Source organism: Ardenticatena maritima (genome assembly GCF_001306175.1).
Lineage (GTDB): Bacteria > Chloroflexota > Anaerolineae > Ardenticatenales > Ardenticatenaceae > Ardenticatena > Ardenticatena maritima.
Genome location: NZ_LGKN01000005.1, coordinates 559,985 through 572,984 on the forward strand (window position 1 = coordinate 559,985; position 13,000 = coordinate 572,984).

Consider the following 13,000-nt stretch of genomic DNA (forward strand, 5'->3'; position numbering starts at 1 on the left):
GATGTTTGTTTGGAAAAACTTTCATTGTTTGTGGGGGGCTTGTAATTCGGTTCGTAAGGCGCAAGACGCATGATGAAGGCAAATCGAGTGAATCCGACAATGAGGAAGCCTATGCGTTGGTTCAAAATGCTCTTGCTGTTTTTCGTGGGGCTTGGTTTTGTGGGGCGCGTAGCGGCGCAAGAACCGCCGCTTGAAACCTGGCGCGTTCCCTTTCCCGACCTTGGTTTGCCGGAGACGCTCCGCCTGCAAGGGGCGGTCGCCGAACAGACGTATTTTGTTCCGCTGGCGAAGGGTATTCGGGCGACGTACCTGGAAGCCGATATGGTGGTCTCGCCCGATGTGGTGGACGGCTATGTTGAAGTACGCTCGCAAGACCGCTTGCTGGCGACAGTCCCGTTTACCAACACCGTGTGCCATGTGCGTGTTCCGCTTGAACAGGCTCGCGTGCAAGACAACGTCATGCCGCTGACCCTGCGCGCTCGTATTCGCAGTGATGATGACGTGTGCACCACGTCGTATGTGGGGGGCTGGCTCGAATGGCAACAGCCGACGTTGACGTTTGAAGGCGTCCCCCAATCGCCGGCGCGGATTGGCGAGTTCTGGCCCCCCGTCGTGCATGATGTGCATATCGTTGTCCCGCCCGCGCCAAGCCCGGTGGAAGCCGAAGCCGCCCTGCGTATTGCCGCGGCGGTGGCGCAGCGCTACCGCGCGGTGCGCCCCACTCTGCACATTGAAGCCCTGCGCGAAGATGGACCATTTCCCCCGCCCAGCGCCGCCAACCCCACATTGGCGCGGTTGTGGGAGCGACGCATTGTCATTCGCGAAACGTCGGCCGTGAACCGCCTGACACTCGACACGGACGATATGCCGACGCTCCGGCTGGAAGGCTCGCCGGACGCCCTGCGCATGCAAAGCCGACTGGTTGCCAGTCGGCTCGTGTCGGCGGTTGTCGCCCGCACAGCCGACGCGATCACCTTGGCTGAAGCCGAGACCGTCGGGCGCGACCTCATCACCTTTGCCGAGTTGCAACCGCCCACGCTCAACCTCTTCGGCGTGGGGCGCATGACTATTCCCCTGGCGGTCTCACAGGCTGATTTGGGTGGACCGGTGAAAACGCTGGCGCTGCGGCTCTCCGGGACGCATACGCCGCCGCCCGAAACGGCGCACGCCACGCTGAGCGTCTATGTCAACGAAGGCTTGGTGCATGCGGTCCCGCTCAATCAAAGCGGCTTCTTTGACCTTTACATTCCCGTCGCCGGCGCCTTGCTCCAGCGTGACAACACCATCCGCATTCAGGTGGATTACACACCGCCGGGCGGCAACTGTGAAATCGGGGCGCACCCCTTTGGGCTGACGCTCTCGCCGCAATCGTATCTGGCGTTTGAGCGGGGGGGGAGCCTGCCGCCGGGGTTTGGGCGCATTCCGCAAAGCCTGCTCCCCACGTTTGACGTCGCGTTCGACCGGCTCGACCTTGCGGCGTTGCGTGCCGCCGCCCTGTTGACGGCTGAATGGCAGCGCCTCACACGCACCCCGCTTGACCCGCGCGTGCAATCGTTGGAAAGCGTCGTGGCGGCGCGCACACCGGCGCTGGTGCTGGCTCACGTGCCCGACAACGCCTCGGCTTTCAACCCGCCTCTCCAGCCGACGCCGTTCCGCGTGCTGGATGTCAACGGGCAAGAAATTTTCACGATGGGCATGGACGCCCCCTTTGGCGTGCTGGAAGCCTTCGAGCAGCGGGGGCGCATGGTGGTATTGCTGACACAGCAGGGCGATATGCCCCTGGACGCGACCGCGCAAAAAGCGCTGGCGTCCCCCAACGGTTGGTACGACCTGCAAGGTGATGTACTCATCGTCCCGGAGCAGGGCGACCCGGTGGCGTTGAGCGTGCGCACGGGAGCGGTACGGGTTGAACCGTTGACGCCGTCGCGCACGATGTGGTGGCAACGCCTGCGCCCGCTGGTGTATGCCTTCTTGCTCTTTGGAACAACGCTGTTTTTGGCGTGGGCGTACCCGCGTGTGGTGCAAAAACAGCCCAAGGACGGATGAGCATGGTGCAGACCTCTACGCCCGTCCAAACCAAACGGCTCGGCGAAGCCCTGGTGGAGCGGGGCTTGATTTCGCCTGCACAACTCGCCAAAGCGCTGGACCTTCAACAGCGTACCGGCGAACGCTTGGGGCGTATCCTCATCGCGTTAGGGGCGGTCAAGCGCAAAGACTTGTACAACGTGCTGGCGGATGTGTGGGGGGTGCCGTTTGTCGATTTGACGCAACGCCGCCCTGAGCCGCACGTTTTGCGTCTGTTCGACCCCGCCGAACTGGTGGCGGAGCGCTTCATCCCGCTGGTGTGGCAGGGCAAGACGCTGGTTGTGGCCACCGCTGAACCGCCCAACGCCGACCTGGCGGCGCGGATTCGTGCCAAAAGCGGCGCCGCCGACGTGGCGTTTTACGCGACAACCGAATGGGATATTGACTACGCGATTCGCACCCTGTACCGCGACACCATTCTCGACCGCGCTGTATTTGGGTTGTACTACCGCACGCCCGACGAGTGCGCCTATACGGTCATGGTGCCGTGGCAATTTCTGGCGCTGGGGGCGGCGGTGGTGGCTGCGCTCACCGCGTTGTATCTCTGGCCGCGTGCCACGCTGATTGCGCTCAATTTTCTGGTGAACATCGGCTTTTTCATCGGCATTCTCTTCAAATTTGTGGTGTCGCTGGTTGGGGCACAGTCGGAGCATGTGCAGTGGGTGACGGATGAAGAAGTGGCGGCGCTGGATGAGCGCACCTTGCCGACCTATACCATTCTTGTCCCGGTCTATCGTGAAGCCAACATCGTTTCACTTCTCATTGAAAACCTGGGGCGCATTGAGTATCCACCCGAAAAACTGGAAATCCTGTTGTTGCTGGAAGAAGACGATGAAGAAACGATTGCCGCGGCACGCGCCGCCAATCCCCCCGAAACAGTAACGTTTGTGATGATTCCCGACGGGCAACCGAAAACGAAGCCCAAAGCCTGCAACGTCGGGCTCTTTTTTGCACGGGGTGAGTACCTGGTGATTTACGACGCCGAAGACCGCCCCGACCCCGACCAACTCAAAAAAGCGGTGGTGGCCTTTCGCAAAGGACCGCCGAATCTGGCGTGTGTGCAGGCGGCGCTCAACTACTTCAATAGCGATGAGAATTTTCTCACGCGCATGTTCACGCTCGAATACTCCTACTGGTTCGACTACATTTTACCGGGCTTGGATCGCCTGCGCCTGCCCATTCCGCTGGGGGGCACCAGCAACCATTTCCGCACCGACGTTTTGCGCGAGTTGGGTGGGTGGGACCCCTTCAACGTCACTGAGGACGCCGATTTGGGCATTCGCGCGGCGGGGCATGGCTATGTGGTGGGCGTCATCAACTCGACAACCTACGAAGAAGCCAACAACCACATCGGCAACTGGATTCGCCAGCGCTCACGCTGGATCAAGGGCTACATGCAAACCGTTCTGGTGCATACCCGCCGCCCGATTGCGCTGGTGCGGCGGGTTGGCTGGCGCAATGCGCTGGGGTTCGCCCTGTTGATTGGGGGCACACCGTTGACGTTCTTGTCGGCGCCGCCGCTGTGGGGCATGTATCTGGTGTGGCTCTTGACGCGCACGCATGCGTTCGACTTTCTGTTCCCCCCCATTACGTTGTATGTAAGCCTCTTCAATTTGTTGATTGGCAACGGGTTGATGATTTACCTGAACATGCTGGCGGTCTTCAAGCGCGAATACTACCACTTGTTGCTATTTGCCTTGCTCAACCCGTTCTATTGGGTGTTGCATACCATCGCCGCATACAAGGCGTTGTGGCAACTCTTCACACGCCCCTTCTACTGGGAGAAAACACGCCATGGCATTAGCAAATTCCTGGACACAGAGACATCCACGCACGCATGATTTGATAGAGTTGCCCTGGTACGGGCATCTCGTGGGGGCGTTCATCTTCGCCATCCCGTTTCTCTGGTTGGCGGTCTGGGTGCATTCGCTGGGCTTCATCAGCGATACGCATGCTGTCTTCACCGCCAAAGTCTTGCTGGCGCTGGACCGAGGGCGTCTGGAATTTGTAGGATTTACCTATCCACCGTTGCCCTTTCTGCTGACCATGCTTGCCCCCTCGCCGCTGACGCCGTCCATCTGGTCGGCGCTCGCTGCGGGGGCAACCGCCTGGCTGTTGTGGCAACACCTCTGGCAAACACGATTTTCAACCGGCATACTTGTGTTGCTCTTGGTTGCAATGGCTATCACATCGTCATCCGCCTACGTGGCAACCCAATCGCTGGATGAGATGAGCACGCTGTTTTTCTTCCTGCTTGCGTGGCGCTTTTTCCTGGGCTTTACCCACCGCCGTGAAACATGGGGCGGCTTTGCCGCCGGGTTGGTGCTGGGGCTGGCGTTCTTTTTCCACGCCTACGCCGTTTTGTTTGGCGTGCTCTACGCCTTGGCGACGCCTTTCTTTCGCGTCCTTCCCCCCGACATTCCACCGCGCAAACGTTGGCAGGCGCTTTTGACTTCAAGTGTGATTGTGGCGTTCCCCTCATTGTTGGCGTTTGGAACATGGACCTACATCAACTGGCTCTTCACGGGCGACGCTCTCCGCTTTCTGGCTGAACCGGCGTCGCCGGTCTATGCGTTTCTGCATCCGGCGGCGACCCCCGTCTATGGATTGGTAGCGGCGGTGCGTACCGTGGTGAGCGATTTGCTGCATTTGCCGCTGGTCATCGCCATCGGCGTCATTGTCGCCTACCATACCCCCGATCGCCTGTTTGCCTTCCTCATTGCACCCCTCATCATTTTGCTGGTGCGTGCCATGGGGCTAGCGTATCCCCCAACGTTTGCCGCGGGCACGCTCTCCGTGATGGCGCTGGCGGCGTTGCCGCGTCGTGCGTCGCCGCGCTGGCGCATGTTGCTGGTTCCGGCGGCGCTGTTGCATATCGCCATCGGGCTCTTCGCGCCACCGGCGCAATCCATCACACGCGAGTGGGGGCTGTTTTTGCTCCAAGGCACGCCGCGCGAAGCCGACCTGCGCGAGCAGGCAATCGCCGAGCGCCTGCGCCTCGCGCCGCCTGGAAGCATCCTCGCCGACGATCACACCGCCTACCGCTTGATTGCGCGGGCGGGAACAGCGCGCCCCTTCCTGCTCCCTGTTGATGGTGATTTCACCGCGGCGGTGCAAGCCCCCCGCCGATTTGTGCGCTACGTGTTGGTTGCCGAACAGCCCGTGCCCGGTGAGGCGCTTGCGCCGCGCTATGCGACACAGGCGCCGCCGGGGTTTGTGCTTGAAGCCGCCTGGCCTGGCTGGCGTTTGTACCGCCGTCTTGACACGCCGCCGCTCCTCACGGAGTGAAAACGCAACGTCGTTTGGCGCATGGTGCAATCGCATCATCATTTCCGGCGATCATTTGAGACGAAAAGGAGAGAGTCCATGCGCCGCTATATCGCTTTTATGCTCGTCTTGGTTGCCTTGAGTGGGTGTGCCTTGCAGGCGGGGCGTTTGCGCCCCACGCGCGTTGTGCAAGAAGTCGCCGCGCAAGCCGCAACAGGTGCGCCTTCGCCTACGGCGGAACCCACCGCAACGCCAGCCCCTGAAAACAGCGAGCCGCCAACCCCCACGCCTTCGCCTTTCGCAGAAACGCCACAGTCCGAACTCAGCGCGGAAACGCCCCCCGTCGAGGGAATAGCGGCGTGGAAAGCGCAAGAAGCCTGGCTGAGCGACCTCTACGACCGCGCCAGCCGAAGCGTGGTACACATCACGACCCGCACCTACACGTATGACTTTTTCTTGCGCCCCATTCCGCAAGAAGGAACGGGTTCGGGCTTCATTTGGGATACCGAGGGGCATGTGGTGACGAACTATCACGTGGTGGAAAACGCCCGCGAAATCGAAGTGGCGCTTGCCGATGGGACACGCACCACCGCTTCCATTGTCGGCGTTGACCCCCAAAACGACCTTGCCGTCATCAAACTGGATGAAGTGCCCGCTGATACGCCGCCGTTGCCGCTTGGTGATTCGCTCTCGCTGCGCGTGGGGCAGTTTGTGATTGCCATCGGTAACCCGTTCGGGTTTGACCGTACCATGACGCTGGGGATTGTGAGCGCGCTGGGGCGTGTCATTCAAAACGAAAGCGGCACGTTCATCGGCGAAGTCATCCAGACCGACGCTGCCATCAACCCCGGCAACTCCGGCGGTCCCTTGCTGGACATCGAGGGGCGCGTGGTGGGCGTCAACTCCGCCATCATCTCGCCGAGCGGCGCCAATGCGGGCATTGGCTTCGCCATTCCGGCGCACACGGTGCAGCGCGTGGTGCCCGAACTGATTGAGCGCGGCTACTACCGCCATCCGTGGCTTGGCATCGAAGCGTTCGACCTGACGCCGCGCCTCGCCGAAGTGCTGCGTCGGCGTGGTGTGGCGGTGCCTGATGAAGGCGTGCTCGTGGTCGCTGTGTACCGTGGTGGTCCGGCGGCGAATGCAGGCATTCGTGGCGCAACCGCGCGCGTGCAAATCGCAAACTTGCTCTTGCCCGTGGGGGGCGACGTGATTGTGGGCGTCAATGGGGAACCGGTCTCCTCACTGCGCGACCTCAATCTCTTGCTGGAAAACCGCTACCGTGTGGGCGACCGCATCACGCTCAACATCATGCGCGACGGCGAACCGCTGGACGTGGACGTGGTGCTGGCTGAGCGCCCATGACCAGGTTGCCGGCGTCGCAAAACGCGGGGGCAGATGCCCCCGCGTTTGCCTTTCACGGTGCTGCGAACGTGAGCCTGGGAGGGGTCTGGATGATAAAACCAAGCCCGTTGCCGGGGAGGCGCTCATCAAAGAAGGGTAAGAAGGGCGGCTGAACGGCTTCACGCCAGGCTGCGCCGTCCCACATCCACACGCGCCCTTTCTCCAACCGCAAATTCGATTCAGGACCGAGGAAGCGCCCCCCGAAGCGTGTGCGCACTTGTGGCGGGTTGGATTGCATGGCATCACGCGGCGCGCGCGGGCTACTGAGCAGCCAGGGAGTCCCCCCCACGCACGCCAGGCGTCCATGCGGGAAACGCGCAATCTGAACGTCGTGCCACGTCCATGCTCCGCCATCCCACTGGAAAATTCGCACGGCATCGAGAAATGCGTCTGGTTCAGGTTCCCATTCGTAAGCGGGGCTGGCAAAGAACAGGGCGTCGCCACAGAGGAGCACTTGGTCCGCGAAAATGAAATCAAAGGCGTGTGGGCTTGCCGCGTCCGGCAGAGGGGCGGCCGCGCGCCAGCCCGAGCCATCCCACACCCAAAAACGCCCTTCGTGCAGGGCAATACGGGCGCGGATACTCTTCGCAGTGGGCGCAGGCGGCGCAACGATTCGCCAGTTTGCGCCATCCCACTGGGCGGCGTAGCCGCTGCGTTCTGAAAGAACCCACACATCTTGGGGCGTGTTCATTTCCCATACGGTTGGTCCCACGCCCCGTGCAAAACGGGGGAACGGGGGAAGGGCAACATCCGTGGATTGCCACGCATGACCGTTCCAGCGGTCTGCGTGCGTGTAGGGTTGCCAGAAGAGTTCGCTCTCATCCGTTTCACGCAGGTAGAGCGTGCCCACAACAGCCTCGTCGGGCAGCGGCGTCTCCAGTACCAGACGGTAGAGCGTGCCCGTTTCAAGCAGGAAAAAGTGCGCCGTTGCGCCCTCGATGGCGGTGATGACGCCCGTTCCGTCCACTGGTGAAGATTGCTTACCTTCAACAACGTCTGCCGCGAGGACGCGCGTACGGGTTGATTGCGGGGCTTCAATTCGCCAGAGTCGCCCTTCCGCATCAACAATGAAGCGCATCTCCTCGGAGAGTTCGTCAGGCAGGGGAATGGTGTGCCAGGGCGAAGCGCCTTTTTCCACCGCCGTCACCTGCACCGTGTCCCGCGCAACCCTGCCGTCGGCGACCACTTCCAGGGCAAGCGTGTGGTCTCCCTCGTCCAGCAGAATGGGAACGCTCAGGCGGTCGTACCAATCGGCGTTGTCCCCTTTCTGCCAGGTGAAAACTGGTGTGTCGTCCACCTTCAACACAATGCGCTCCGGCTTCGATTTTGAAGAAGACCACCCACTATCAAATTTCAGGGTTGCCCAACCGCGGCGATACGCTTGTATTTCAACGATGACTTCACCGCTGGGGACAGAGGACTGGTCTGACGGGTAGAGAATGACGCCCACTGTTGCGGGTGGCGCTGAACACCCAATCAGCATGAGCAGAAAGAGCAGCAAGACGAGGAGCAGCCCTCCGACACCGGTTGAAACCAAACCGCAAATGGGCAAGCCGATGATGAGAATCGTGCAACCGCGTTTTGTGTCTTCTCCACGCATGTGCACCCTCCTCTCTGCTTGCCTCACCCGGCGGACAACGATACGCATGTGCGCGCCATCGTGTTGCCGGCGTTCCCCTGCGCTTAGGGCTGATACGCTCGCTCCAAATGCTCGCGTATCTCCGCCTCATCCATCCAGACGGGCTTCATCTGACGGCGCACAAAGAGCAACGCCTGGTCGGCATAGTGGGGCGATTCCGGGCGGGACGTTGCCGCGCCGTACTGGTGAATGCTTTGCGAATGCAACGCGCCGTCCTGCTCCCACGTGGCAATGAGAATGTACGAATCGCCTGCGCGCCCATGCAAGTGCCCGTCCTCGGCGGGCTTGCTGTACACCGCATGCAGAACATCCGGCGCGCCCCCCAACCCAATGTCCAGGTCGCCGCGCTTCAAATGGTTGACCTCTTCCCAACGTGGGTCAAGGCGGTCGTAATGCGCACGCAAAAAGCGCACCGCATCCAGCAAATGCGCGTGCAACTCCTCGTCGGGAATTTCTTCTTCAAGCAGGCGCTCGCCAAAGGGTTGGAGCCACAGCACCACCAGCGCCGCCCCGCGATTCTCAGGCGTTGCCTGCAAATCCCACGAAGCGAGCAGGTCAAGCGCTTCTTGAATTTCGGGGTCGTCGGGTGGGTTTGCCAGCACGCGCGCAATCGTGCGCGCCACCGCCGATTGGGTGGAGTACGCCATATCGTACTTGTAGGCGTAAAACTCATCCGCGGTGATCGAAGAATCGCCGCCAAAGAGTTCCAGGGCGCGGTAGGCGCGGTTTGTCATGCGGGTTTCAATGCCCCATGTGGCGTCGTAGGCGTCGGGTGAGGGGTTGTCATCGCCCACGGTTGTGCGAAACGGCGTGGCGTTGGTGCTCTGCACAAAGCCGGAAGCGGGGTTGAGCACTTGGGGAAGCGCCTCAAAGGGCACTTCCTGCGTCCACAAGGCGGCGGACGTTGTGCCGGGCAGGTCGCCTTGCCAATCAAATTCGGGGGACCGCACAGGAACGCGGGCGTTGTACAGGTAGAAGATGTTGCCCTCTTGGTCGGCGTAGACGGTGTTGAACATCGCCAGCGCCCGGTATCGCATGGCGTCCAGCCATTCTTCAAAGGTGCGGGCTTTGTTCATGCGGTACAGTTGCTCATAGTAGCCGACTTCATCCATGCCGGCGTAGCGCACCGCGTATGTGCCGGTGGGCGTGCGCAGCGCCGGACCGTGCACCGACCAGAGCACCTCGCGCGTGAACGTCCATTCAATGCGCCCCAGCAGTTTGACGCGCAGGCGGGCTTCGTCCACCTCAAAGTCGCGCCACTCGCCATCGAACCAGTATTGATTGGGATTGTCGGGGTTGATCTCAAGGCGGTACACGTCCACTACATTGGGCTTGTTGACGGTGAACGCCCACCCCAAAGCGCGGTTGTGCCCATGAATGATGACGGGAACGCCCGGCCAGGTTGCGCCGACCATGTCCAACCCTTCTTCGCTATGGACATGCGCTTCGTACCACGCCACGGGACCTTCCCACGGCTGATGGGAGTTGACCAGCAAAAATGTTTCCCCGTTGGCGCTTCGTCGCGGCGATACGGCTATCGCATTGGAGCCGGCGAGAGGTGTCCCAATGCCCAACGGGTCGAAACGATTGGCAAGGGGCGTCGGCGTGGCATCTTGTCCCCGGTTGGGGTCGAGCAGGTCGGTGAGCGTATCATCCAGACCAAAGAAGAGCGGCGCTTTGTGGAGCGAGGGCGCGAGAATATCGTTCGCCGTCAGCGGGAAAATATCGTCCAGCAACACCTCATCCGGGTGTTGGGCGGCGTAATGGGTGAGCCCGTCGGCATAGGCTTGCAGCATGGCGCGCATCGTGGGGCTGAGGCGCGTCTCGGCGTGGCGTTCCATGGTCTCGTGCAAGCGCAGCAAATGCACCAGATAATCATTGGCGGCGGCGTTGCGCCCATACACGCGCGCCAATTCGCCCCGCGCCGCGATGATGGATTGCTGAATGGTGATGAAATCGTCTTCGGCGTGCGCGTATGCCAGCCCGAATGCCACATCAACATCTGTTTGCCCAAAAATGTGGGGAACGCCCCATTCATCGCGCAGAATGCGCACCGCATAGCGTGCGCCGCCGTCGGGTAGGTCTTCCACATGTGGCGTCGTCGGCCAAAACGCATAGGTGAGCAGGGCGGCGATGAGGATGGCAGCGACCAGCACCAGGCGCACCAACGCGCGGTACAGGCGTGGCGGCATCGGGCGAAAATCGGGTTCAAGTGGTGAAGCCATTGGCAACTCCCATTCTGTTCGCTTGCTGTTTGACATCATGCGGGGCGGTGGTGTGGGGCGTTTTCCTGCACAGATGATACCACACACGCAAATATGTGTGGAAAAAGAAAACAGGCATTGCCGATACCAGCCCGAAACGTGGACGCGCCTCTTGCCTGGCGTAGAATTGACGTTCACCGCAGGGCTTTTATAATGAAACCCACAATACGCATGCGAAAAGGCGTTGAAGGGACCACGTCGCAACGTGACGTGCGCCAGAGAGGCGGGGTCTGAGGCTGGAAGCCCTGCTCGCAAACGAGCGTTGCGATACCTTCCCGGAGCCGATTGCCTGAACGGTTCGCCAAGTAGGGCAATCCGGGTGGCACCGTTATCTGCCAGCAAGCGGGTTGGCAAACGCCAGCCAAGCCGGGTGGAACCGCGGGAGCATCGCCTCTCGTCCCAGCGTGGACGGGAGGTTTTTTTGTTGAGCCAGTTGAGCATCTGTGAGGAGGGTGCGCATGAGCACAAATGTGTATGACCCAGAACGAGAAGCCGAATTGAAAGCCGAAGCCGAAAAGTACATTCCGCCGGGCTACGACCCCGACCTGTACAAAATTCGGCACTCTGCGGCGCACATCATGGCGCAAGCCGTTATGGAGCGCTTCCCCGGTGCACGCATTGCCATCGGGCCGCCCGTGAAAGATGGCTTTTACTACGATTTTGAATTGCCGCGCTCGCCCACGGAAGAGGATTTGGCGTGGATCGAGCAGCGCATGAAGGAAATCATCAAGGGCAAACATCGCTTCCACGTGCGCGAAGTCTCTGTGGAAGAAGCCCGCGAATTGTTCAAAGACCAGCCCTACAAACTGGAACTCATCGAAGGGTTGGCGCGGGGGCAATACGACGAGTACGGCAACAAATTGCCCGAAGACCAGCGCCCCAAGATTACCGTCTATCAGCATGATACGTTTATTGACCTCTGCCGTGGGCCGCATGTGGAGCACACGGGGCAAATCAAAGCCAACGCCGTCAAGGTCATGCGTGTTGCGGGGGCGTACTGGCGCGGCGATGAGAAGAACCCCATGCTCACGCGCATCTACGGCACGGCGTGGCGCAATCGCGTGGAATTGGAGCAATACCTCAAGCGGCTTGAAGAAGCCAAAAAACGCGACCATCGCCGCTTGGGGAAAGACCTCGCTATTTTCGCCATCGAGCCCCAGATGGTGGGACCTGGGTTGGTGCTCTGGCAACCCAACGGCGCGGTGATTCGCGACCAGTTGGAACGCTTCTTGAAAGAAGAGCAAATCCGTCGCGGCTACCAGCCCGTCTACACACCGCACATCGCCAAAGTGGAACTGTTCAAGACCAGCGGGCACTACCCCTACTACAAAGATTCCATGTTCCCCCCCATGGTGGTGGATGAGAACGAGGAATACTTGCTCAAACCGATGAACTGCCCGTTCCACATCATGATTTACAAGCAGCACCTGCGTTCATATCGCGACTTGCCCATCCGCTTCGCTGAATTTGGCACGGTCTATCGCTTCGAGCAGAGCGGCGAAGTCAGCGGTATGACACGCGTGCGCGGCTTCACCCAGGACGACGCGCACCTCTTCTGCCGTCCCGACCAGTTGGAAGATGAATTCAAGAGCGTGGTGGAACTCACCCTCAAGGTGTTCCGCAGCCTGGGGCTCACCGATTTCCGGGCGCGTGTTGGCGTGCGCGACCCCGAAAGCGACAAGTATGTCGGCTCGGATGAAGTGTGGGAACAAGCCACGCAGGCTATCCTGAACGCGCTGAACGACTACGATTTCGATTACACGGTTGAAGAGGGCGAAGCGGCTTTCTATGGTCCAAAACTGGACTTCGTGGTCAACGACGTGTTGGGGCGTGAATGGCAATTGGGCACCGTGCAGGTGGACTACAACCTGCCCCAGCGCTTCGACTTGACCTACATCGGCGAAGACAACCAGCCGCACCGCCCGGTCATGATTCACCGCGCCCCCTTTGGGAGCATGGAGCGCTTTGTGGGGATTCTCATCGAACACCTGAACGGGGCGTTCCCGCCGTGGCTCGCGCCCGTGCAAGTCGTGGTCATTCCCATCGCCGACCGTCACATCGAATACGCGCGTTCGGTGGCGGCGCGGCTCTTCCAGCAGGATCTCCGCGTCAAAGTGGACGATAGCGCCAACCGCATGAACGCCAAGATTCGCGCGGCGCAAATGCAAAAAATTCCCTACATGCTCATCGTTGGCGACAAAGAAGTCGAAGAAGAGACCGTCGCTGTGCGCTTGCGAAGCGGCGAAGACCTGGGCGCCATGCCGGTGGGTGAATTTGAAGCCAAAGTGCGCCAATTGGTTGCCCAACGCACGATGGACCTCTGGTAAACACAACGGGGGTG

Annotated in this window: 7 protein-coding genes; 5 read left to right on the forward strand and 2 right to left on the reverse strand. The window is 60.8% G+C overall.

The genetic code is table 11. The features are described 5' to 3' along the window. The first annotated feature begins 111 nt into the window (after window positions 1–111). The 4 genes from SE16_RS10280 to SE16_RS10295 all read left to right on the forward strand — a co-directional run bounded on the left by SE16_RS10280 (window position 112) and on the right by SE16_RS10295 (window position 6,717). Window positions 112–2,046, forward strand: coding sequence for a cellulose biosynthesis cyclic di-GMP-binding regulatory protein BcsB (locus SE16_RS10280; RefSeq protein ID WP_054491745.1), 1,935 nt, complete (start codon window positions 112–114; stop codon window positions 2,044–2,046). A 2-nt stretch (window positions 2,047–2,048) separates the two neighbouring features. Then, window positions 2,049–3,926 carry a glycosyltransferase family 2 protein gene (locus SE16_RS10285; RefSeq protein ID WP_054491746.1) on the forward strand — a complete coding sequence of 626 codons (1,878 nt, stop codon included), beginning with the start codon at window positions 2,049–2,051 and terminating at the stop codon, window positions 3,924–3,926. After that, window positions 3,880–5,373, forward strand: coding sequence for a hypothetical protein (locus SE16_RS10290; protein WP_152917997.1), 1,494 nt, complete (start codon window positions 3,880–3,882; stop codon window positions 5,371–5,373). The genes SE16_RS10285 and SE16_RS10290 overlap by 47 nt, the downstream gene beginning before the upstream one ends. A gap of 78 nt (window positions 5,374–5,451) precedes the next feature. Next, entirely contained in the window at window positions 5,452–6,717 is a 1,266-nt protein-coding gene (locus tag SE16_RS10295; RefSeq protein ID WP_054491748.1) for a S1C family serine protease, read from the forward strand. A gap of 52 nt (window positions 6,718–6,769) precedes the next feature. On the opposite strand, the gene SE16_RS10300 is transcribed toward SE16_RS10295, so the two are convergent. Together SE16_RS10300 and SE16_RS10305 are read right to left on the reverse strand one after the other, a co-directional pair. After that, the gene (locus SE16_RS10300; RefSeq protein ID WP_054491749.1) at window positions 6,770–8,356 is read right to left on the reverse strand and encodes a hypothetical protein; all 1,587 of its coding nucleotides are present in this window, start codon (window positions 8,354–8,356) and stop codon (window positions 6,770–6,772) included. 83 nt (window positions 8,357–8,439) lie between these two features. Next, entirely contained in the window at window positions 8,440–10,620 is a 2,181-nt protein-coding gene (locus tag SE16_RS10305; RefSeq protein WP_054491750.1) for a penicillin acylase family protein, read from the reverse strand. A 497-nt stretch (window positions 10,621–11,117) separates the two neighbouring features. Here SE16_RS10305 and thrS point away from each other — a divergent pair, with 497 nt between their 5' ends. Continuing rightward, complete coding sequence (gene thrS / locus SE16_RS10310; protein ID WP_082373829.1) at window positions 11,118–12,986, forward strand: threonine--tRNA ligase; 1,869 nt, start codon at window positions 11,118–11,120, stop codon at window positions 12,984–12,986. Window positions 12,987–13,000: the final 14 nt, after the last annotated feature.